The sequence below is a fragment of the Vibrio penaeicida genome (assembly GCF_030689305.1).
In the GTDB taxonomy this organism is placed as follows: domain Bacteria; phylum Pseudomonadota; class Gammaproteobacteria; order Enterobacterales; family Vibrionaceae; genus Vibrio; species Vibrio penaeicida_B.
The window spans coordinates 1-23,769 of record NZ_JAUYVM010000003.1 but is presented as its reverse complement, the minus strand read 5'-3'; the positions used below and the strand labels follow the sequence as shown (position 1 = coordinate 23,769).

Sequence of the window (23,769 nt, the reverse complement as noted above, 5' to 3'; positions counted from 1 at the left end):
TGATGCGTGGGCAGTCTTTATACCTGAATGGTGATCCACCATTCGAGATGCAAGGTTCTTCTGCCGCGCTGCTGTAGTGTTCTATTGTATTGCTAGTTCTTTGTTCTGCAAGTAAAAAAGTTGAGACAGAACTGAATTTTGAGAGGGAGATAACTATCATGCCGTCACCTCTGTATGTTGCTCTCTTGTGGCTTGTAAGCGAAGCGCTAACATATGCTCACACGGTCCTTGCCTCAATTTATTACTGTGCCAAAAATGGCACTGGCATTCACCTTCAACCAATCTCTGGTCTTGGTCGATTCGAAGCTTAGACTGAAATTCTTTCCCGTTATCAAGCGTCAGCCCAATGATCTCAGTGCCTTTTGAACCTTGGTTTAGCTGTGTAACCGACACCAAGTTAGCCTCAACGAAATTGTTCGCCTTTTGCTCTCGTTCATTCGTGAAACGGATTTCTTCTAACGCGATGGGCTGATTGTAAAGATGACGAAGACGATAAACATCTAACGATAAATCGTACAACACCTGCCCAAGTTGACTGTATTGTGCCAATGCCGATTTCACCACACTCACATCCAGCGCTAGCCGAGAGGCTAAACTTGCTGCACTCTCTTGCTGAGTCTCTTGAAGCGCCAAATAGACTCGCTGGCTGGTTAGCTCGTCAACGGTATCTCTTGGGGCTAATAGATCGAACTGCCCTGCCGCCGACCAATCGTTCGCGCTCCACCCTGATAAACCCAATGTAAAAGTCATCCCACCCATGTTCGCGACATAAAACGACGGCATCCCATCGCCAAGCAAGCAAACGTCGAAGCTATCAGCGATGGGCAACAAACGCTCTAGAATCAAAATACGTCGACGCCCCCATGTTCGAATAGTGCGCGCTTCATCTCCACGGTATAAGGATCGTGCGCAGGTGACGACATCCCCCCAAGGTTCCATCACAATCTGAATGGGCTTGTTTGGCACCAGCTCGAAACGCATGGAGCGCGGACCGACCCGTTCCTTCTTGCGTTTAAGTAATGAGCAAATGTTGTGAATATCCATCGGATGCAGACAGAATTTCACCATCGGAAGTGTCATGGCGGAGCTAACTTGCAAGAAGCCTCTTACCCAAGAGTCGGGTAAATCAATTTTCTTTTCCTCAAAGGCGTCGCTGCCGCTGGTCTGTACATTAAATCCATCAGGGTCGACTTTTAGCTGCGTCTTCCGATAGTCACGAATTTTTTGGAATTCGTCGTATAGCCCTTGGGAATAATCAATGTTCGTTGTCCCATATTCCTTATCGCTGACGTGCTCAAAGGTGTCGTAGTTGCAGCTGAGTTTTCCATAGCTTGATTCGTCTTCGGAAAAACACTCAAAAAAGACCTGATCAGGGTGAACGGTAATTACTGGGTCGAGCACATACCAAGCATCCATATCGTGCTTGTATAGGTATTTGAAGTATTGGTCTTGCGCTTTATAGAACGGAGCCATGATCTCGCTGGACGCTTTGCCCATCGAAGAAAGTTCGGCTTTTACCGCCTCTAACTCTTCTTTTACTTCGCCATGGCGGCTAACAAATTCTGCAAGTAACCTTTCCTCTTCTTGCGCCAACCAAATCTTGTATTCGTCTCGGTTTCTTGGCGCAAACCGCATATCTGAAATCACCACATCATGGAGAGCTGAAATCGCCTCTCTGAAAGCGCGTTTTTCCTTTACTTCCCCAACGAAAAACGTAGGTGCTCTCGATGTATCGGGAGAAAAGGCAACATCCGTAGATTGGGAGCCAGAGCGAACTTGGCTTTTGGATGCGTATTGATAACTTACTTTCATGATTCGCTCTCCGTGGCTTTCTTCTCTGGTGTTGAACCACCCCCATTGGACCAAGTGCTTTCTTTAGACTTATTGCCTTCTTTAGATATAACTGAGGGAGGAGAAGTCACTTTCATGGGCATGTCGAGATGGGTATTGGTCTTTTTCAAGTGCAACATGGCTTTGAGGATTTGGGCTTTGTCCTTTTGAACCGATGTTAACGATTGGCGTACCAAAATATCCGACACCATTTCCGTAACCAGAGCGCTGCAATCCGCTTGTTCGGTTAAAAATTTCAATACTCTGTCTTTTGCTACACGGCCACGGTTAACTCGGCTCAGCACCGAAACAAAATAGGGCTTCAGTGCCAATAACATACCTTCATCATTTGCGGCGTACTGTGCCAGTAATTGGGTAACAAACAGCTCGACGTTTGCAGCAGGGTGTTGGCTGAGTTTAAGCAGGTATTGTTTGCCTTCCGATTCATCAAAGAAGCGTTGTAAAAGTTCTCGCCCAAAGGCTTGCACTCGCTCGTCAGGGTTATCGCATACGGCAACAATCGACTCTGGGTTCCAATGCTCTGACGTCATTTGACTGCGGCAAAATTCGAACGCAAACTCTTGTACATCTTGCCATTGGCTATTGAGTAGCGTTAATACAGGTTCCGGCTCTTCTGGCGATTCATTCGCATTCAATAAGGTTGTTGGTGTTCGCTCGTATTGTTCAATGGCTAATGCTCTAAGGGCAAAGGTGCTGCTTTGAGCAAGCGAGTACCATTGGCTTGCCGTGAGTGTTCGCTCTAACTGGCGTGCGTTATAACTGTCGGCAAAAACGTCATAAGCAAGATCATGTGCCATTGCCGATGCTGCGGTAGCCAAACTCATCACTTCATCCAGAGAGTTCAACGAAAGCTCACGTTCAAACTCTTGGCGAATAAAGCCGATAATCATTTGCTGTAAATCGCTATCAAGTTCGCGCTTGTGGAGAAGATCAACCAACTTACCAAAAACAAGAGGGCGGTGCTGGCTGCCACGCTGGTAAGTCGCGGGCAACGTTTTCAAGATAGCTTGGCGCTGTGATAGGTTGTTTTTGAGTAGCAGTTTGAGCAGATAAGATAAATTGTCGACCAGCTCTTCGGCACTTTGTTTCGACAGTAAAGCGACACTGTATGATTGAATTTTATGAGAACGGCTGTTTTCAATCACTTCAAAAATCGTGGCGGGTATCTGTGCCCACTCCACATCAACAGCCATCAAAAATTCGCAACCTATCAGCACATTCGGTGAATGTTGAGAGAGAATCAGTAATTCAATTTGTGATAACGAAAGCGTTGAAATAGCATCTTTACAATGTAAATTAAGCCATTTGGATAACCACTCCGCATGCTCGAATGTCTCAATGGAATTACTCTCGGAGTGCGGATCCGTTAGCGTTAAGACAAGGCTCATGAGCAGTTCACTCTGAGCGCTTCTAAACAGCGCTGTTCGCTTCATTCGCTCTTCGAGCCACTTGTGTACTGATGGTTGCCCCATCAAAAGAAGCGCAGCCAATACATCGACTGACTTCGACAAGTCTCGGATTTTATCTAATTGATCTAAGGCCAGATTTTGAGCGACTTCTACGTCACTGTTGAGTAACGTAATCAAACATTCTGTGCTTAAGGCGTGGTGCTTTAAGTAGGTTTCTAACAGTGGTAACGCAAAGTTCTGGCAGGCAGTGTACGGACGAACCAATATGCCCACCAAAATATCGTCACTCAACGCGTCGGAGTAACTTGTGTTGTCTTGCAACGCGCGAACAGCAAAATCACATACGGGTTCACATTGGCTACCTAGTACTAACTCAAGCAAACTATGAGGAACTTGGTCCCAAAGATGAGCAAACGCTTCACCCCGACCTTCAAACACAACATCAGGGCTCAGTTTCCAAACGTACCCCGCATCGCTTCGTTTATAACGCGGGTTCTCACTTCTCAGCAACGCATTCAATGTGGAGTAACGAGCAAATTCATCGTAGTGATTCACGACCTTCACGTGACGACGCCAATTTTGATCGTATTCGTAGATTTCTGACGTTTTGGGCTTCTTGCCGTCACTGTCTTTAAATTGAAGTAAAAGCTGCGTCGCAAGCCGAACGAAATCAGGGCTTTCATTAACCCCCAATTGTTTTAACACTCGCCACTGTCTACGAATCAGGTAGTTATGAGTATGTTGGGAGTGCGCGAGTTTAGATTCTGGGGACGACAGTTCATTCTCAATGTCCAGCCTTCCATGTTTAGGCGAGTAATGGTATTTCCAAGCTCTTTGGAAATACGGGTTACTTTGCTCCAAACGATAGTATGCGGCGGCAAACATATTGGCATCCAGCCGGAATTCACTCATTTTTAGAATGTAGCGAATACCTTGGAAGGCACTGGGGGCGTATGGAATTTTGGCGAGAACATCTCGTAATGACTGATGCATCTCTTCATCAAAAACGGATTGAAGATACGCTTTCTTCAACAACAGATTAATGCTTTCCTTCGCCGCTCTTTGGGCAATAAAATCATCAACTTGAGTGACAAACTCTTCCACAGAAATGAGTTCGAAGCCACTGATCTCCACGTAAATGCGTTTGCGCTCAGATTTAGGCGAGAGTGAAATTAGCGATTCCAATGCGATGGTGGCGAGACGAACATCTTGATGGGATAGATAAGGTTTAATGGCATCGATATTCGCTTCGCTACCTACTCTTCCCAATGCCCACAAAATAGCGTATTCCAATTGCCAAGTATCACTGCCTAGCTTATTGGCTATCAAGGACGCCACTTCGGGATTCGCCACGGGGCGTAAACGCCAAATCTGCCGACCCAGCTCATACGGGCTGGATTCTTGTTCAATGCGATTGATTAACGTGTTGTGGTTAAATTGGGAGATCGGTTGCTTAGGTTGGAGAGAAGTGTAGGACGAGAGTGCATTCTGATCTTGGTAGCCTTTGTTTACCTTCGAAACAACCACACTATCAAACAGCCTTTCCGCTTGCTCAAGTGTGACTGGATCTCGGGTTTTGGTGCCTTCTCGTAATGTACTGCCTTTTCGACCGTACCGAAAATTCACCAAATACCTTGAAGGCTCGCCTGATGTAAGCTCGACAAGATCCACTTCGTAGACTTTATCGGATTTGTCCTTTTGATAACGAAGCCGCGAATTCCTTATCAATTTCATGTTGTCGCCCTAACCCATTCCGAAACGTATCGGACGACTTTATCAAAAATAATCAATCTGTTACATAACACCACACTGTGAATTAGGCACAATCCACATTTTGAGATTTCAATGCTTACTGAACGGTGTTTACTGCCCTAATTTTTTTAGGAATTCGAGGCGTGCTTTCTCTTGTTCTGACGGCTGGTATGGCTCATCACTCAGTTGGGAAACATCAAATAACCCTAACGAATACGACGGTTGCGTGCTGACGCCAAAACCTGTTTTCTGACCGGGAAAATCAGACAGTTTTTCCAATTGAAGATAACGTAATTCAAACTCGGTATTCCCGCCTTTTTGAGTACCATTTTTTAAGGTGCTGTTCTTTAACAAGCTGTTCTTTAAAACACTGCTGTGCGCCTTCAAATGAATCTCTTGGCTGCCTTCTGCTAACGTCTTTGTTTCACGTAACGATGCAATTGGCTTACCGCTTGCCGAGAATAAGCTGGCTCGAAGTCGGAACGTCCCACTCTTTTTGACATCCAATTGAACAGGGATAAGCATGTCGGGACCTTCGCTACCTAATGTGTCTACGCCCGTAATTTTTCCAACTGGCACGTAGAAGCGAAAATCGCCTGTCAGAACATCATCCCCTTGTGCGAACGTAACTTTGGCTTTTACACGGATTTCTTCTGGCCAATCTTCGCTCGATTTAAATGTAGCTTCTGCGCGGTTAACGGTTTGGCTAGCAATGCTTTTCCCGTTCTCGACTCCCCATAAATCAAACGATACTTGCTGGATCTCAAGTGGTGAATCTATCGCGATGCGAACCGGGTTAGGGTAGAAATAACGATATTGTTCCAGCCTCAATGCCGCTTTGTGCTTACCCTCTAAAATAGGCAATTCCACTTTATGGTATCGATTAGGATCAAGGGTAATTGGGCTGTCGTCGTTAAGCGGCGGAGAGTACGAAGGGTGCTTCAGCTCTTCGCTATAAGCACTCGCTATCAACGAAAATTGCTGCTTTATTGGTGCCTCTAATTCAATTGGCTGCTCTGCGAGATCCGTAGCCTGATCGGGCTGCTCAAATTGGGGGACCTCGGTCATGTTTTCTTTGGGTTTCACCGCCATTTCTTGTTTGGGTTGGCTGTATTTTTCGGAGCTACTGCCCTTAATGGTGTCTTTGTCATACGACAGATACGTCACCAAGGCCACTAGAATAATGGCTACAATAATGACAAAGCTTCTAACATAAACATTTCCTGACAAATATGCAGAGCCAAACACTTTCATAAATGAATCTCGGTCAAAGAAAGAGAAAAACAGGGCTCTGCCAAATCACAGAACCCGATTACCTGCTGTGCAATACTCAATATAAGACACCTTTACTGCGCGCTCTCAAGCAAGTTGAACGTTAACTGAGACATAGATTGGGAGTCTGAGTGTTGGACATAACGATACACGCTGCTCGACCACCAAGAGCTCTGATCTTCTGTATTAACAGTGATGGTTTTGCCGTTACTTAAGCTTAAATTGGCGCGTGCCGTCGTCACTTTGCCTTCGTGCTTGTTATCGATAAGGGAGCTGTGAGAATAATCCTCACCCATAAGCAAAGGGTAATGCTGCGCCATAAAGCGGGTTACACCACGAGACTGAGCAGTAAGCTTGCCATTAAGCCCGACAAATGCAGAGCAACTGTTGTAGCTGCCAGCTGATTTTGCACCACAACTGGAATGCGCAGCGACTACACCATCATCGTGCCCTGGTAAGAAGCCAGCAGTGAGCCCCCAGAAATCTGAGCTGTCACCAACAATACGTACTCGTGGGACTCGGCTATCTGGTACCGCGGAAAGCTGTCGCGCGTTTGCCACTTTTAAATCGTTCAAGACACCGGTATTGCCCGATGTCGGTACCATGCCCAACCACAATGACAGAGCTTGTCTAAGTGTCCAGTTACCTGCACCGCCGCCCTCTGCTGCATTAATCGCAATATCGGCCAATTCTGAACCACCGCCTGCACCCGCAAAATCTACTGTTGCGACGATGTTGAGTGGCGTTAAGCCTGCGTTTTCAAGCCAGCGTTTTTGGTTGTCCAAAATGTGTCGTGCAATGAGATCACCCGTAGAATGTGTGACAAAAATACAGCCGTTCGCGCAGGTGTTGTTGCGAGAAAGTGATTGAAGTTTTGGCCAAACATAATCTGATGCAATTTTGCCTTGGATCCGTTCATGAGAAGGCCAATCGATACGCTCATCAGAGCGAGAAAGCCAATACGATCGCCAACCTTCTTCACCCGCTAATGCCACCTGTTGAGCGTTTGGTTTCTCGCTCAACTGGTCGGCATTAAAACCGTGAATAAGGATAACGGGGTGTTGCGAAATGGCGGCTGAGGCGCCTGTAGAAACGCATGCCATAAGACATGCTAGAGAGCAGATTAACTTCTTCATTTTATAGTTTCTCTTGTGTGTTATAAAAACAACAACAAGAATAGAAGCAAATTATTTAATTACTAAGGCAATAATGTCACAACTTACAATAAATGTTAAAAAATTGTAACATTGTCGCAAATTTCACCAATACACTCAGCAGTTAATCTCATAGCCCGCCCATCAGCATATACTTAGTTTCTAGATAATCTTCAATGCCTTGGCGCGCACCTTCACGACCAAGCCCAGATTCTTTTACCCCACCAAAGGGCGCTACTTCGGTAGAGATCAACCCTTCATTTATGCCAATCATGCCAGCCTCCAGCTGTTCTGAGACCTGCCAACTTCTTCTTAGCGACTGCGAGTAAAAATACGCCACCAAACCTGCGTCCGTTTGATTCGCTCGTTCGATCACTTCACCTTCGCTGTCAAACGTAAATATCGCGGCAAGAGGTCCAAACGTTTCTTCACTTGCTACTCTCATGTCATCGGTCATTCCCGTTACAATCATGGGAGAGCAGAAAAGATCGGCTGGTCTTTGCTTCGAGCCGAGTTCTAGCGTTGCGCCTTTTTCTAGCGCATCGTTTAAATGAGCGTACACTTTGTCGATACCGCCTTGATTGATCATTGACCCAATATGATTGGTTGGATCCATGCCATTACCGACACTCAACTTTTCAAACGCGACCTTGAGCTTAGCGACATATTCACTTTGCACATCACGATGAACAAAAATACGGTTGGCACACACGCAAGTTTGGCCGGCATTTCTCAGCTTCGCAATCACCGTGCCTTGAACAGCTGCGTCGATATCTGCATCTTCAAAGACAATGAAAGGGGCATTTCCGCCAAGCTCCAAAGACAGTTTTTTCACTGAGCCAGACGATTGGGACATTAAAAGCTTCCCAACTTGGGTAGACCCAGTAAACGACACTTTTCGAACGGTTTTGCTATCGGTCAGTGCGCCACCTATCCCTGCTGCATCACCAGTAATAATATTAAAGACACCAGCTGGGATACCAGCCTCTTCCGCCAGCACACCGAGAGCCAATGCAGTAAAAGGAGTATCTGGAGCAGGCTTAAGGACCACGCTGCAACCTGCCGCTAAGGCCGGACCGCATTTTCGTGTGATCATGGCTGCGGGAAAATTCCAAGGCGTGATGGCTCCGACAACACCAATGGGTTCTTTGGTTACTACAATTCTGGCATCGGTTTTGTGGGCGGGAATGGTTTCTCCGTAGGCGCGTTTGGCTTCTTCCGCGAACCATTCAATAAAACTGGCGGCATACGCCACCTCGCCTTTCGCTTCATTAATCGATTTGCCTTGTTCTGTCGTGATGATCGTCGCTAAGTCGTCGCTGTTTGCTTGAATCAAATCGAACCATTTTTTTAATAGATTGCATCGTTCTTTGGCGGTGCGTGTTTTCCATTCTTTCTGTGCTTTACTCGCGACTTCTATACAATATTCAGCTTCTTCTCTACCAAGTACAGGCACTTCACCCACTTTTTCTGCAGTGGCGGGATTGAAGATAGGTTGCTTTTCTGCAGCCTCCCCGATCCACTGCCCATTGATATAACACTGTTGTTTAAAAAGAGAGGTATTTTGAAGTTTCACGGAAGTACTCCTAAGCACAAAAATTCAGTTCTCCTAATCTTTGTTCTAAATATCGAAACAAATCAACTCATATTTTATTAAATGGTGATGTATACCCAAGTGACCTCAAGATGCTGGATTCAAAACCTCCCCACTTTCAAACTCGAAAGTGGGGGGGGTCGATGAAGCCAAATATGTTGGCTACAAAGTCGCTTTCGTATCACTACTCTAAATATTTTGCTCATTTGGGTGAGGCACTCCTTTCCCTGTTTCTAAGTAGCTTTTTAGGCTAAAACCAAGAAATAACCCCCACTTGCAGTTACAGTGTCCGAAAAAGGCGCCCATCTCTGACCACCCTTCATGAGTAAAGCTCAGCGCTGCACCTCGATCGTCTTCTTTAATGACAAAAGAGAAATGCCCCATATCTGCCCATGGTCCTTCTACGCATTGCCAAACCACTTTTCGGTTCGCTTCTAATGAGATCAGCTGCATTTCCATTTTGTGGTCGCATTGAGGACCAAAGAAAAACGAAAGATTCTCGCCTATCTGTTGTGTCGCTTCTGCCTTTGTCCACCATGAAGACAAGCCTTCAGAAGACGTGATCGCTTGAAACAATTTTTCAGGGGTCGATTCAATGACAATGTGGTGATGTATATTTTCCATGTTACTTTCCTTAGTTATGTACACCAAAAGGTGTACTATTCACTTCAAAAAAAAGCACTAATCCAGTGCTTAGTTTCGACAAATACTTATTGGCTGCTGCTTTGAAGAATATTCTCTAAGCTGTCTAAACTACTCGACCAGCCGAACTTATGCCCTTCGTAGGCTTTCTGGTCAGGTAACTTTTCATGAAGCAAGGTCAACCGAGTGAGCTTCGAATCCAACGGCTCAAACCGCAAAGTCACTAACGTGGATGTGTCTTGATCCGCACAGCCACTGCAATCTTGGTTTGCAAGCACCCAAGTAAAAACAAGGTGTACGTGTGGGTCGACGACAACATATTCGCCAAAGTGGCTGATCTCACCACCCTCTGGCGAACGCAGAACAATCTTGTATTGCCCGCCTTCCACGGCATTAATGCTAGCCGTCAGTACATCGTGCTCTTTGGGTCCAAACCAGCGACTGAGCATCGCCGATTGCGTCCACGCCTCAAAAAGAGTTTTACCATCAGTACGAAATTCTCGTTGTAATTTTAAAGCTGCATAACCGCGATGAGCCGACATCGTTACTCGCTCTCCGTTAGTTGCTTGTCTAGGTAAAATTCTAGTGCATCAAATTTGTCTTCCCAGAAAGTTTGGTAGAAGGCTAGCCATTCGTTCACTTCAACCAATGGATCGGGGTTCAAAGAGCATATGTGCTCACGCCCAACCACTTGCCGAGTCAGCAACCCTGCTCGCTCTAAAATTTTAAGGTGTTTCGTTACCGCAGATTTAGAAATGTTGTTTGGGTTCGACAGCTCTTTAACGGGCAACGACCCATTAGCTAACTGACGTACCATTTCACGTCGTGTTTCATCTGCGAGAGCCATAAAGACGTGGCTCAATTGTTCGTCATTAATGTTTACCATAAGGTGTACAATAGAATTGAATCTATTCGTTGTCAAGATTGAGAAAAATTGGATGGGGATAATCTACAGACGAAAAAAAAGCCACACGCAAAACGCGGGTGGCTAAATCATTTGTGAACAAATATCGGTTCACTAACAACGTCAGTTGGCTAGGTGACCCTCGGCTTTAAAAAGGGTCACTCTTATTAATGCATCTACCGTGCCAACTTTTCACGTCACATTTTCGGTTAAAATCCGAACTTATCTCTCATAATTTCGCCATAAAATACAACTGCGTTTGCATTTTGCAAATGCAGTTTGCAATCAATGGCAATATAAAACCTGTTTCACCTTGGGCGCTATTAATTTAATCTCAGTTATAAAACGCTATGCGTAATCCAATCGTGAAGGATTGTTGAGCTAATAATGAAATTAACACCCCTATAAGTCAGGGAACACCAATTGATCTCTGCTGTCGTAGAATAAGTATATTTATACACATCCCCTCAATGACTCGTTAGCAAGGAATCGCTATGTTTTGGAAACGTCTTTTACCTGTTGTATTCGCATTTGGGCTAATTGGATGCACAACCAAATTCGTATACAGCAATTTGGATTGGATTGTTCTGGAATACATAGACGATTACGTTTCTCTTAACTCCGAACAAGAAGACGTTATTGAACTTAGTTTGCAGCAACTGATTGAGTGGCACAAAACTCAAGAGCTCCCTTCCTATATAGAACACCTTAACGAGCTCGAATCGATGGATCCAAAAACCGTCGATGCTGCCTATGTATTTATGCATACCGAGAAATTCAGACAGCACGCCAGGCGAGTCATCGCGAAAGCGTCACCAAACCTTTATGCGCTTGTCAGCCAACTAGATCAAAAGCAAGTAGATGAATTGCTAGAAAATACGGCGAAAGATCATGAAGAATATCGCGAAAAATACAAAGATATGGACGAGGCAGAGATCCGAGAGGTGTATCAAGAGAGAATGGAAGATAATCTCGATACATGGTTAGGCTCGCTTTCAAGCAAACAGAAGGCGATCATCAAGTCGTGGTCTGAAGACGTTAAAATTACGAACTTCGATTGGGCAGATCACAACGACAAAATGTACATTGAGATGGAAACCTTGTTCAATCGCCGCGACGAAGTCCAGTACTTTCAATCTATGTTTATTCGCATCCTAGATGATCCTGATAGCTTTTACACCGAATCACTCAAAGTAAAACTGGAACATAATCGGCAATTAGCCAGCGATAAAATCGCGCAAGTTATTAACTTAATGGATAGCAAGCAACTGTCTCACTACAAAGAAGAAATAGCGGACTGGAGAGAGATTACTCAAGATTTAGCGACGGTAAAATAACGATCTTAATTTTACTGAGTGAACCGAGGTTAACACAGGGTTTTAAGGTTGGATTAGGCAGGTAAAAAACAGTGCTCCAGCAATGCTGGAGCCGATTACTTAAGCTTCTTTTGATAACCCAGCACGTTGTGCTATCTCTGTTTCGAAACCATCGATACTTTTCTGGTTCTTCTTCAACCAATACTTCTCAACGCCTTCTTTTCCTTGTCTCTCAGACCATTTAGCCAATTCATCTCGGTCTGCAACATAATCGTAAAAGGGCACAGACATCCCACAAGAAGATTGCACCAGATTAATATCAAGTAGGAAGATTTGTCGAGTTGCGACGCTTGGGGGAAATTTCCCGATGTACTCTTCCCAATCCGCGTCTCCCTGATGCAGTACACGCGCACGTCCATACGCTCGTAAAATCAAAGGTGCACCTTCGAAGGCACAAAACATAACCGTCATTCGAGGGTTTTGGATAACATGAGACGCTGATTCATTTCCGCTCCCCGTCAAGTTTTGCCAAGCAATGGTTTTATTGTCAATCACTCGAAGAGAGTCTCCGCCTTTAGGCGATACGTTCACGCTACCGGTTTCACTCGCTGTGCCGACAAAATACATCTTTTGCTCGGCTATGAATTCAATATGCTTTTCATTTAACTCTGAAAATTGCTTCCCCATTTTCACGATTCCTTGTGTTTAACTTATACCCCAATTGACTGCTTTGTGTTCTAACCTACTGGCAGTACTCACTACTTGCTTTAATTCAGTTTACGCACCTAAACCTAAACCAAGCTTAATCCTTAATTTCAAACTCAGAGCATAACGTTCCTTGATGGTAAATAAGTTGCCAACTCTCACCAGAGAAAGTCCAAACTGACGATCGTTTAGCGTAATCAAAATAACCGCCTTGTTGATCCTGCAAAGCCGTTTTATAAAGCAGTAGCTGAACAGAGGGTTTAAGCGTGACACACAAAAAATCCTGAGAGTGAATCACAGGTTCAGAGTCCTCGTTCACTTCTTCTAACACATCATCAAAATGATAGGTTATCCCTGTTTTCCCAACTTCGACAAAGTCGGGATGCAACAGCCTAGTCACCTCATCACGGTTATTCCTAACACTAGGTTGATGTAAAGCCGTTTCTTGCTCTATGAGTATTTTCACGCCGCCTCCTTCCGTTTGTTCTCTTATCTACCAAGATGTATCCGCCCAAATCGTTCTCACCAAATTTCCCTCATTAAACAATGAGCCATCCTGTCGTATTTAGAACGACCGAGCATCGAGGTTTGCATTATTTTCTTTCATTTTATTCAAGCATAAGCTCGTTAGAAATGTAATCTCTAAGTCTATGTTTTGGGGTGAAACTTGGGTGAATTGGCAATTTCAAATTCAAGTGCTCAATATCCAATGCGTCTTGCCCAAATTGTTTTAGAAACTCCGTTCTATTGCATTCTATGATCTCACGGACAACCCCACGTTGTTTCAACATTAATGCGTATTCAAGTGGGCTGTAACCTTGTTCTTCAGCGACAAAAATATCGGATTCTTCACACCCTAAAAATGCCAACTCACCATAAAATTCAGCAATGTCTTGAACATGCGCATATTGATTGAAGCCAGTGGAAGGCATCGCAATATTGATCTGACCCGATTCAAAATCCCTTATGATTCTTTTTAGCTGACAATGTTCACCGCCATAAATCAAACTAGGACAATAGACAATTTGCCAACCACTATCCCTCGCTTGTTCTATCGTTTTTTTATCTGGCGTTACGATATCAAAGGGCTTGAGAATACTTTCTTTCAATTCTTGTTCATTTGCATGTCCGAAAAGCCAAACACCAGAAGTATGAATTTTTACACCTCCAGCTTTACAGAACCTATTAAGTATTGCCAACGTACTTCGCTCAACAAGAGCAATATCATTCGGTGAAAACTCAGACCAATGCGGCCTTGCGCAGTTCACCACCAAGTCAAAAGAGTGGTAAAAAGACGTGTCCGACGAATGTACTCCATCGCGATGAGACTGACCTTCTCTCAAGTATCGGGACACGCTATATCCAAGTAACTCCATATAACGAACAACATGCCGACCAAGATATCCGTTAGCACCTGAAACTAATACCCGCATTTTTGAAGTCTTCTCCTTGGAAACTAAAGATAAGAACAATCTAACTGATGGCTAATCATCAATTAGATTTCCATAAAAATCAAAGTAATATACCTGTAATCATCCCCTAAACTAGGGACATTTAGAATTAGAGTTCTTCGGTTTAAACTAAACCAAATGGAGAACGCTGATGAAAAAGTCACGCTATACAGAAACGCAAATCGTCAAGATTCTGAAAGAAGTTGAGGCTGGCAGGTTGGTCAAAGAGGTCTGCCGAGAGTATGGCATATCAGATGCCACTTACTACAACTGGAAGTCCAAGTACGGCGGCATGGAAGCCTCAGACGTGAAGCGACTGAAGGAGCTTGAGGATGAAAACCGACGCCTGAAGCAAATGTTTGCTGAACTGAGCCTCGACCATAAAATCCTTAAGGATATCGTCGAAAAAAAGCTGTAAAGCCCGCGATTCGGCGAGAGTGGGTGGATTATGTCAAGAATTGTCACTGTGTGAGTCTGCGTAGGGCTTGTCGTTTAGTCGGTATCAGTGACTCGGTCTATCGGTATCGACCAGATAAACACCGAGATACCCCTGTGATTGCCGCCTTGCAAGAAGCCGTTGAACGTTATCCTGCATATGGTTTTGGCATGTTATTCAAAGTGCTTAAACGATGGGGGTATCGCTGGAACCACAAACGAGTACATCGACTCTACTGCGAACTGAAGTTGAATAAGCGCCGTCGTGGAAAGAAGCGGTTACCAACAAGAGAGCCTGCACCTCTCTGTGTGCCAGAAACGTTCAACCAATGTTGGTCAATGGATTTCATGAGCGATTCATTGATGTGTGGTAGACGCTTCAGGTAGACGCTTCAGGACGTTCAATGTTATCGATGACTTTAACCGTGAAGTGCTGACCATTGAAATTGACTTGAATCTTCCCGCCCAAAGAGTTGTTCGCGTGTTGGAACGCATCGTCGCCTGGCGAGGTTATCCGAGTCAGTTACGTATGAATAACGGTCCAGAGTTTATCTCAACGACTTTAGCTGAATGGGCGGAACAACATGACATACAACTCGAATTCATACAGCTAGGCAAGCCCACACAAAACTCGTTTGTTGAAAGGTTCAACCGGACCTATCGAGATGAAATACTCAACATGTATGTGTTTAGAACGTTAAAAGAGGCACGTGAGCTAACAGAAAGCTGGGTTCAAGAATACAACGATGAACGTCCCCATAGCTCGCTGGGTGACCTGACCCCTTGGGAATATCTTGCTAAGTTGAAATTGCTGGAAGACTCTAATTTAGGGTGTCACTAAAAAAGGGATGTTTACATACCCAAGTGACCTCAAGGTACAGATTTTATTCACTTCTTCATATATCAAAATCATTTAACTTCTGGAGGGAAATTCAAATTTGAGAATTCTAGGGGAAATAAAACCACTATAATTCAAAGGTTATAAGAAGTTTGTATTGATTTAATATTAATATATTGAATTAAAGTCACATTAAATAGAAACATGATAACCATCAAATAATAAACAATAGTATGCATAACGAAGTTGTTTATTATTTACCATTACTAAACACTTTATTAACTTCAACATTAACGTAATGAAATACAGGTAAAGCTAATAAACAAAAACAAGATGAACATAATTATCAATCTTTATTTTTAATTTGATTTCACTCACATTAGTTGAAATATATTCAACCATTTAATTCCTGAAGAGAATTAAATAAAGCTCTTTATAATCAATGGAATAAAATACCACCCAAAGTATAGGCTTATTATCTTAATTATAATAAACAATAAGTTAGTTACCTGTTGACTGGAATATAAATCTGATTAGGTTAAATGGGTGTTTGAAATGCAGTTCTCAATTTAGACCTTTTACACCTTTATTGTTATTCAAACATTGGTCTCTTGACTTTAGCTTACAGGATTAATATTAAGGATAAGACAATGAAGAAAGCCTCAAATATGGCATTAGCTGTCTGCGGTACCTTGGCAATAGGGATATTTTCTCTCCCTGCCTACGCTGGTACTGTTAATGCTGGAACCGTTTTAAACAAAACACACTCAGCAAACGTGCATAACGTTGTGGGTCGGTTTCAACAAACGCGGCATGCCTCTGGTTATGTGACTTATACGGGAGGGAAAATACTAGGAAACACAGACAACAAGTTCACTGTAAATGTCGGCCCACATAATACAAAAATTGGAACCGTCTTTGGAAACACTAACCTATCGTTTAACCCCCAAGAACTCAACTGCGTGCGTGGGCTGCATCTATCTCTAACCGTGAATGCGACTACCCCTCTTTCTATTAGCCCGACATGTAACGCTCTATTAAAGGCAGACATTAAACGCACGTTTTCTCACACTATTGCCGCTCCTGAAGTCCCGATTCCTGAAGTACCGATCGATCCAGCCGGCGTATTCAAGCTGGGCGTAAAAATTGGTGCTGTATTGAAAACAGGGGCAGATTTTGCCGCAGGCTTGGAAGTGGGTGGCTTTGACAAACCAAACACGCCAATCGAAATAAATGGACAGCGTCGACCAGACTTTGTTTACGCGTCCGTCCGCCCATTTGTAGCTGGCGATGCGACAGCCAAAGGCTATGCCATGCTGAATTTTGGCGTCAAAACTATAGAAAAAGGCGTTAAGGGCGCGATCAACCTAGTGAATGTTGGCACAAAAGCGCATGCAGAGGCTGGCGTAACCTACAAAGAAGGGAGCTCGACGGATTTTCAGTACTACACGCGGCTTAAATGGGATGCCAGTGCAAAAGGCGGGAGTGGAAACATAGGGCTGTACTGTCAGGTGAAATTGTTTGGCGTATGGAACATTCTTAATGCAGAGACAACGCTCATCAGCTGGTCTCCAATATGGGAATTTAGTCACACTATTTACGATAAGACTACGTATATATAAGACTCAAAGCGGGAGCGAGCGCACCGCTCGCTCCCTTTTGGTATGGTGAAATTAAGTGATACGTCGATAGAGGGGGAGACATGAAACGGATAATTTTATTGCTATCTCTGGGTATTGTTGCAGCTGTAGGCGCATCAGTATTTGTATTTCAGGAAGAACCTGAAACGCAAGACAACTCCGAGAGTATTCCAGTTTATACGCCCGAAAAAAACAGCGAACCGGCTTCCATCTCAACAATTGCTAAAAGTGAAGAAGCGCAAGAATCCGATCCTGTTTATCGTTATCATGTGGATCTCACAACAACCATGAGTAATCCAAAAACTCAATTGGGTGAAATGACGTACCGATTCAATATGGCTTTGAAACCGACCGACGATCAGCCAAATGTATATCTAGGGCAAATATACAACATTCAATGGGCAGCCGACCCACAAGGGGAAGATCGCCCTAAGCGCCTAACGTTTACCGCGCAATTTTCTCAGGGGTCTTTTGAAAACGTAGATTTACTGGGGCTAAACGCTTCTCACCCGCTGACCATTATCAATACCACACTGACTCAGTTTTCTTACTTTTCGGGGAGTAAAACACTCGCCCTAGCAGATGGAAAGCACCGTTTTTTCTTCGTCCGACAAGATGCATCTAGTTTAGAGCGAGACTGGCTTGGGACTGTATCCGACTCGCAGAGTTATCAGGTAATCGAACAGCAAGACAAATGGAAGTTAACTCACGATACTGCTGGCTTCCCGCAAACATTAGCGCATACCCATACGCGTACCGTCGATTATGAGAACCAAAAACTGACCGTTGTTCAACAGACCAATATTTCACCGCTAAAAAGCACGATAGCGCTCAATTGGTCGATGAACCAATACGCAAGTAACGTTAATCAATATTTAAAAGGGTTAGACGTGGCTACTGCCAGCAATAACGAGGCAGTGAATGAAGCCAACTTTTTGGAACAATTCGAATTATATACAGGTTCACCCAACCTAGACAGCGCCCATCTTATTGGCGCTTATCTAGCTGGTCAGGGTTTTAACAGCGTGAAAGATTGGCTTCAGAACCAAAACCTAACGGACGACCAACAATCGCTTTTAATCTTTGCGCTGGAGCGCTCACAAAGCCCAGAAGGGGAATATATCCTCTCACAATTGATAGAAGACAATTCATTAGATGAAGAAAACCGGCTACGCGCCATTATGTCGATATCCAAAATGGGGGATGTGAATACGATTCATGCTTTGCAAGCGTTGGAAGCTGCCAGCGACAACAGCAATCAAATCATATCTGAAACTGCCTTGCTCAACATCGGTATTTTAGGAAGCCAATCCGAGTCTTTACGCAGTGACGTCGCCCAATACCTAAGTAAAAATTTGCAGTCAGAAGGGGCGTCTTATCTCACTTTGGTTTCCATTGATAACCTAGACGATCGCGCACTTGATAGCCAAGTATCCAATTATTTAAAAAGTGAGCATTTTGATGAAAGGATGGTGGCTGCGAGGGTATTGGCCAGAAACCCTGAGATGAAGCAAGCACTTCGTGAACAAGCCATAAAAGACAGCAATCCAAATGTAGTGCGAGAAATAGTGAATGCACGTTTGTCTACACCAGACTTGCTGCCTTTTGATTCAAATTATCAACACCAACTTCGTAACCGGATTATGAGTAGCGACATTCCGACACCGACAAAAGAGATGCTATTTGAATATCTGATGTCGGGTTCCCAAAATACGCCGGAGAATCAGGCGGTCGCAGAAGCTCTGTATAAAGAAGCAGAGCTGTCTGAGTCCACAAGACAAAAGCTCGCCAGCCTACTCAATCAATAAGCAGGGGCAATACCACGGGTGCTGCGATTTCTTAGCGCAGCCATAGCCAAGAAAACCAGCCCTAATACGGTTCCACCTAAGCTTAAATAAAACGTGCTGTAATAGTTGTACATTCCGCCAACAATGCCAATGGAGATGCTCGCCAACAACGTACTTCCTTGCAACACGTTCGAGAATAGCGTTGATGCAACACCAAGCTGGTCTTTCATCATGTCTTGTAAAATGACCATGCCTAATGAAGCGGTAATCCCCACAAATATCCCGTTGCATACTTGCATCGCGATCAATTGCCAGACTTCTGTCGCTTTAATAATGCCAATGAAAAATACCATGCCACAAACCAAGGCAACCCCAACGACTCGGTTCCCACCATATTTCGCTGCCAACCAGCCAGCGGCAAGCATAATTGGGATCTCACAAAGCGCTGCAATACCCAAAAAAGTGCCTGGTAAGCTTTCACTTAACCCTAATTCTTTGGTGATATACAAAGGCATCGCTGTTAAGTACAAACCATTAGCAAAAAAGGTCATCAGCATGGATAAGCAAAACAACACAACCGATGCTCTTTGATACCAGGGAATTGCAGTGGGTGCATCTTCTACTTTTTCCTCTTTCATTTCCCCGTCAGGAAGGAAAAAGAAAACAATAGCAATTGTGACTACGATCATTCCCGCAGACATCAAAAAGGTCGCTGAAAATCCATATTCTGCCTTAATGATGAAAGCGATTGGTGGCCCAAATACCCACGCCAGTGCCATTCCCGCTCTCAAGGTAGACAAAAATGTCGTCGCTTGATCATTTAAATACCTATCAGCGTATTCACGTGCCAACGCAAACGCCTGTCCATAAATCGCCCCGGTCACACTGCCAAATACCACTGAGACGGCCACTGCCAAGTAATAGTCGCGGATGAACGAAAAGCCAAGCACCGTGACTAAGTAGCCAAAAAATGAAACGAGCAGTATTTGTTTTCTTTTCCACCCTCTATCTGAGCGGTAAGCAATAAATTGAGAGACCACCACGGAGCTGAAAACAGAGAGCACTAAAAAGGCACTCAGCATTGCGGGCGTAGCATTTAACGCTTCCACCATAAACAGGCTAGATAAGGGGAAGAAAAATGACCCGCAAAGCCCAGTCGCGAATGTCGTAAACAAGAACAGAATTGCGGTTCTATTTGTCCACATAGCAAGATCCTCACTGCTGCACCCTTATGTACAAAAGGCACAATGCATTGATATTAATAAATTTAAATTTAAAAGAGTGGCCACTCTAAGTATCGGCATGCGCAGATTTATCAAAATCTGCGTATCCGATGTAAGTGCAATAAGTCTACTGAATATAATGCACATGATTGGTAGAAATCTGTCGTGTGTCGATACTATTCATTCAAAATATCATTACACTTTGACAGCCTCATACAGTAATGGGTATATAAGTCACTAAGTAAGTAGCCCTAGAAAGGAAAACGAATGAGACCTTTTGTTGAAGCCATTGGGGATAAACCTCATTTCAATTGGAAAATCCGTGAATATGTCTGTGACGTGCCTAAAGAGGGCTATGCCTGTGCGTGGCACTATCATGTGGAATATGAACTGGTCCTTTATCGAGACCCTGGGGATTGCTTTGAAGGTAATTTTTTTGCAGGCGATCACATTGGAAAAGTCGACCATAATACCCTACTGCTTTTTGGACCTGGCTTACCTCACATGCTTTCGGGTCGTTCGTTTGCGCATGCCTCTCAACCACATAACACGTTAATTTTGTGGTTCACTCAAAGCTGGATAGACAATTTGATCAAAGCCGCGCCAGAGCTCGCTCATATCAAGCCCATGCTTCAACGCTCTTATCATGGTCTTGAGTTTTCTAAAGAAATGGGGGAAATACTGTTTCACAAAATGAAAGACCACCGAGTGCTTTCTGCCCACCAGCAACTTCTTAATGTGATTGATGCATTAACACAGCTAGCGGATGATAAAACAGCTTCATCACTATCATCATCAAGCTATGGTATCGAACAAGCAATGCAGCCGGATGAAAGCTTTAGCCGAGTTGAAGCTGCAAGGCAATTCATTGAAAGCCATTACCATGAACCGATAAAGATTAGCGACTTTTGCAAAACGCTTCACATGAGCGAAAGCTCCGCTTATCGATTGTTTGAAAAGCACTTCAAAGAAAGCTTTTCGGAGCATTTAAAGAAATTTCGAATAGGTAAGGCGTGCGAATTGTTAGTCAATTCCGATATTCCGGTATCACTAGTAGCAGAGCGCTCGGGGTTCAATAACTTGTCTAACTTTAACCGCCAGTTTAAAGAGAAGAAGCAAATGACCCCTTCCGATTTTAGGGGCCAGTTTACTAAGCATCACAGCTAGGTTCTTTTCGTTTCAGCTAACGCCTAGCTAGCAATCCAATTGCTTTCTATTTGGAGAGTTTCTTTATCAAAATCAATAGACATCTCAACGCCTATCGGAGTGACCAGCATTGGATGAGTATGGCAACTATCGAAACCATTCAGTATCGGTACTGGTTGCTCGCTTAACACTTCTTTCAGTACATCCAATGGCGACCTACCTGTTCCCTTATCATCAAATAATTCATGCTTTCCTAGAATTATCGCGGATATCCTATCGAAGACACCGCAGACTTTAAGATGAGCAAATGAACGCTCGATCGTTTCAATGCCTTTCAAGCTATCCTCTATAAGTAGGATATCTCCTTGCTTAATGATTGGCATATAAGGGCTACCCCAAATACCCGCCATTGTGTTCAGATTTCCTCCGATCACCCTACCCGTTACAACACCGTTACCTAAAAACTGCCATTCGTTTGGATTAACTGGCTTGGCTTCACATTGCGTTTTCCAATCTATCCGAGCATCTGTCCAAGAGGGGGGCATGTCATACACATACGGCAGCCCGGTAAAGCCTCGAAGCAACTGAGTGAATGAAGCATAAGTTTCGTCGACTAAAGGGGGGAACTCGCCAAAAGAAGCCACGAGTGCGGGGCCATAATAGGTAACCAGCCCAGTTTTGGTATAAATACCAAGTAAGAGAGCCGTTACATCTGAATAACCGATGATAATTTTAGGGTCATTTAATAGGGCATCGTAGTCGATGTAAGGCAACAGTGAATTACTGTTGTTGCCGCCAATAGTCGACATTATACAGCGCACTTCCGGGTCTCTAATTAGTGCATTCAGTTCATCGGCTCGCTCTTGAATAGAGCCAGAACGGTAGCTGTCTGATTGACCTGTTAGGCGACCTTCAACCAAGACATACCCTTTTTCTGATAAATATTTCTTAGCTCGCTCAAAACGTTCGGGCGCAAATACCGTTGCAGGAGAAGACGGAGAGAAAAACCCAATTTTGTCACCAAGCTTTAGTGCGGGAGGAAGAATAGTGTTCATGATTTATTACTCTTTACGATATTTTGCGGATGTCCGTTTGCAAACGCTATCACGTTCTCGAATGCGATCTTAAAGTACAGCTCATAGCTGCCTTGTTCCACATAACCTAAATGAGGAGTTGCCAGCACGTTAGGTAGCGCGATTAATGGTTCATTTTCTGGAGTAGCAGGCTCACTCTCAAAGACATCAAGAGCAGCAAATTTCGACGGTTCACAAGTGAGTTCTGCAAGCAAAGCGCCCTGCTCTACCAGTTCTGCGCGGCTGACATTCACAAATAACGATCCTGAATTCATCGCCGATAAATCAGAACGTTTTACAATTTCTCGCGTGGCATCATTAAGCCTTAAGTGCAAAGAAACGATATCTGCACTTTCAAAAAATGACTGCTTAGATTCCGCAGCATCAAAGCCATGTTCTACCGCCTTTGCCTGTGAGGATTCGCTTCCCCAAACCAAAACGTCCATTCCAAACGCTTTAGCGTATTGGGCAATACGCTGGCCAATTTTTCCGTAGCCCCAAATACCTAGAGTTTTACCATGTAAGGTTTGACCTAACCCTAATCCGGACTGTTGCCAGATCCCTTGAGAGAGTTGAGAAACGTAAGAGGGAATATGACGGTACGCCGCCATAATTAGCGACCAACAAAGTTCAGAAGGGGCAATGGGTGAACCTTTTCCTTCTGCGATATCCACACCATATTGATGGCAAAGATTAGGATTAATATGATTACTTATTTTCCCTGTTTGGCTGATCAGTTTTAAGTTTGGCAACTTCGAAAGCAACGCTTCCGTTACCTCGGTACGTTCACGTATTAAAATAAGCGCTTCCACATCGGCAATTTTTTCAGCCAGCACTTCCGGATCTTTGATTGTTTCATTCAATACGATAACGTCATGCTCTTTCAGGATATGAAAACACGCCAAATCTTTTACAGCATTTTGATAATCATCCAATATGGCTATTTTCATTACCTTCCCTTTTAACTGAAATCGAATTCTTGGTTATACAGTTTGAGCACATTCACTAAAGGTTCTTCCCAGCCCAAACATTCTTTTAGCTGAGCAACAATGCCTTCTACATACTGCTTTTCAATGTTGATTTCTATTTTCATCAATGGGTAGTTTTCAACATCACCAATCGCACCAAAAACAGGGCTAGACCCTAATAGCGCACGGTGCGAACCGGTCACAGAACCAATCGCCCAACAATGATCGTAGTTACCTATTCTATCGACACCCGACTCATGCAGCGTGCTCAACACTTTGTCTTTTTGGTCTGGCTGACAGAAGATTTCCAGTTTGTACATTCAGGTTTCCTTATATGTGTGTCCATATAACACTTTGATTTAAAAACGCTGCCTAACAACTTTTTAACTACGAAGCATAGCAAGTACATTTACCGTTTTGCGTCCTTGAAAGTGTGAGTGAGATTCAAGTCACAGATATACAACTAACTACTCATAAGTATTAGTCCACTCAATGATGACACCTATCCGGTATGAAATTTATTGTTAGAATGGGCGTTGTTGCCTAAATCAGTTGAACCTTTTTCGAGTCTTGCGATCTGATCCTTTATGATGGTTAGAGCGGTGGTGA

The 23,769-nt window shown here is 43.9% G+C and carries 19 protein-coding genes and 1 pseudogene; 5 read left to right on the top strand and 15 right to left on the bottom strand.

Features of this window, described 5'->3' with window-relative positions; translation table 11 throughout:
• Positions 1-156: 156 nt before the first annotated feature.
• From Q8W40_RS06110 to Q8W40_RS06075, 8 genes are all read right to left on the bottom strand, one after another.
• The gene (locus Q8W40_RS06110) at positions 157-1,812 is read right to left on the bottom strand and encodes a hypothetical protein (RefSeq protein ID WP_305396337.1); all 1,656 of its coding nucleotides are present in this window, start codon (positions 1,810-1,812) and stop codon (positions 157-159) included.
• Positions 1,809-4,994, bottom strand: a complete 3,186-nt coding sequence (locus tag Q8W40_RS06105; protein WP_305396336.1) for a hypothetical protein — start codon at positions 4,992-4,994, stop codon at positions 1,809-1,811. The genes Q8W40_RS06110 and Q8W40_RS06105 overlap by 4 nt, the downstream gene beginning before the upstream one ends.
• A gap of 129 nt (positions 4,995-5,123) precedes the next feature.
• Positions 5,124-6,266 (bottom strand): hypothetical protein, encoded by a 1,143-nt coding sequence (locus tag Q8W40_RS06100; RefSeq protein ID WP_305396335.1) that lies wholly within the window; start codon positions 6,264-6,266, stop codon positions 5,124-5,126.
• Between the two features lie 92 nt (positions 6,267-6,358).
• The gene (locus tag Q8W40_RS06095) at positions 6,359-7,420 is read right to left on the bottom strand and encodes a hypothetical protein (protein ID WP_305396334.1); all 1,062 of its coding nucleotides are present in this window, start codon (positions 7,418-7,420) and stop codon (positions 6,359-6,361) included.
• A 148-nt stretch (positions 7,421-7,568) separates the two neighbouring features.
• Complete coding sequence (locus Q8W40_RS06090) at positions 7,569-9,014, bottom strand: NAD-dependent succinate-semialdehyde dehydrogenase (protein WP_305396333.1); 1,446 nt, start codon at positions 9,012-9,014, stop codon at positions 7,569-7,571.
• Positions 9,015-9,221: 207 nt separating this feature from the next.
• Entirely contained in the window at positions 9,222-9,656 is a 435-nt protein-coding gene (locus Q8W40_RS06085) for an SRPBCC family protein (RefSeq protein WP_305396332.1), read from the bottom strand.
• A gap of 86 nt (positions 9,657-9,742) precedes the next feature.
• Positions 9,743-10,216, bottom strand: coding sequence for an SRPBCC family protein (locus Q8W40_RS06080; RefSeq protein WP_305396331.1), 474 nt, complete (start codon positions 10,214-10,216; stop codon positions 9,743-9,745).
• A 2-nt stretch (positions 10,217-10,218) separates the two neighbouring features.
• On the bottom strand, positions 10,219-10,560 hold the full coding sequence (locus tag Q8W40_RS06075; protein WP_101110429.1) for an ArsR/SmtB family transcription factor: 342 nt from the start codon (positions 10,558-10,560) through the stop codon (positions 10,219-10,221).
• A gap of 512 nt (positions 10,561-11,072) precedes the next feature.
• Between Q8W40_RS06075 and Q8W40_RS06070 the strand changes: the two genes are divergently transcribed.
• A complete protein-coding gene (locus Q8W40_RS06070; protein WP_305396329.1) occupies positions 11,073-11,915 on the top strand; it encodes a DUF6279 family lipoprotein in 843 nt (280 codons plus the stop codon).
• Between the two features lie 99 nt (positions 11,916-12,014).
• Here Q8W40_RS06070 and Q8W40_RS06065 read toward each other — a convergent pair whose 3' ends face one another.
• From Q8W40_RS06065 to Q8W40_RS06055, 3 genes are all read right to left on the bottom strand, one after another.
• Complete coding sequence (locus Q8W40_RS06065; protein WP_305396328.1) at positions 12,015-12,581, bottom strand: pyridoxamine 5'-phosphate oxidase family protein; 567 nt, start codon at positions 12,579-12,581, stop codon at positions 12,015-12,017.
• 115 nt (positions 12,582-12,696) lie between these two features.
• Positions 12,697-13,065 (bottom strand): nuclear transport factor 2 family protein, encoded by a 369-nt coding sequence (locus Q8W40_RS06060; protein ID WP_305396327.1) that lies wholly within the window; start codon positions 13,063-13,065, stop codon positions 12,697-12,699.
• Positions 13,066-13,207: 142 nt separating this feature from the next.
• Positions 13,208-14,032, bottom strand: a complete 825-nt coding sequence (locus Q8W40_RS06055; protein WP_305396326.1) for an NAD-dependent epimerase/dehydratase family protein — start codon at positions 14,030-14,032, stop codon at positions 13,208-13,210.
• 169 nt (positions 14,033-14,201) lie between these two features.
• On the opposite strand from Q8W40_RS06055, the pseudogene Q8W40_RS06050 reads away from it, so the two are divergent.
• The 3 genes and pseudogenes from Q8W40_RS06050 (at position 14,202) to Q8W40_RS06040 (ending at position 18,771) form a co-directional block, all read left to right on the top strand.
• Positions 14,202-15,326, top strand: a pseudogene (locus Q8W40_RS06050) (IS3 family transposase).
• 647 nt (positions 15,327-15,973) lie between these two features.
• Positions 15,974-16,945: a hypothetical protein gene (locus tag Q8W40_RS06045; RefSeq protein ID WP_305396325.1), complete on the top strand. Its 972-nt coding sequence runs from the start codon at positions 15,974-15,976 to the stop codon at positions 16,943-16,945.
• Between the two features lie 80 nt (positions 16,946-17,025).
• Positions 17,026-18,771 carry a HEAT repeat domain-containing protein gene (locus Q8W40_RS06040; RefSeq protein ID WP_305396324.1) on the top strand — a complete coding sequence of 582 codons (1,746 nt, stop codon included), beginning with the start codon at positions 17,026-17,028 and terminating at the stop codon, positions 18,769-18,771.
• Here the strand turns inward: Q8W40_RS06040 and Q8W40_RS06035 are convergent.
• The gene (locus tag Q8W40_RS06035) at positions 18,765-19,955 is read right to left on the bottom strand and encodes a sugar efflux transporter (protein WP_305396323.1); all 1,191 of its coding nucleotides are present in this window, start codon (positions 19,953-19,955) and stop codon (positions 18,765-18,767) included. The two genes, Q8W40_RS06040 and Q8W40_RS06035, sit on opposite strands and share 7 nt — an antisense overlap.
• Positions 19,956-20,240: 285 nt before the next feature.
• Here Q8W40_RS06035 and Q8W40_RS06030 point away from each other — a divergent pair, with 285 nt between their 5' ends.
• Positions 20,241-21,140, top strand: a complete 900-nt coding sequence (locus tag Q8W40_RS06030) for a helix-turn-helix domain-containing protein (RefSeq protein WP_305396322.1) — start codon at positions 20,241-20,243, stop codon at positions 21,138-21,140.
• A 23-nt stretch (positions 21,141-21,163) separates the two neighbouring features.
• Here Q8W40_RS06030 and Q8W40_RS06025 read toward each other — a convergent pair whose 3' ends face one another.
• From Q8W40_RS06025 to Q8W40_RS06015, 3 genes are read right to left on the bottom strand one after another with little or no spacing between them, the layout of a single operon-like run.
• Positions 21,164-22,174, bottom strand: a complete 1,011-nt coding sequence (locus Q8W40_RS06025) for a S66 family peptidase (protein ID WP_305396321.1) — start codon at positions 22,172-22,174, stop codon at positions 21,164-21,166.
• Positions 22,171-23,142, bottom strand: coding sequence for a D-2-hydroxyacid dehydrogenase family protein (locus Q8W40_RS06020; RefSeq protein WP_305396320.1), 972 nt, complete (start codon positions 23,140-23,142; stop codon positions 22,171-22,173). Before Q8W40_RS06020 ends, Q8W40_RS06025 begins: the two co-directional genes overlap by 4 nt.
• A gap of 11 nt (positions 23,143-23,153) precedes the next feature.
• The gene (locus Q8W40_RS06015; RefSeq protein ID WP_101110464.1) at positions 23,154-23,480 is read right to left on the bottom strand and encodes a hypothetical protein; all 327 of its coding nucleotides are present in this window, start codon (positions 23,478-23,480) and stop codon (positions 23,154-23,156) included.
• Between the last annotated feature and the right edge of the window lie 289 nt (positions 23,481-23,769).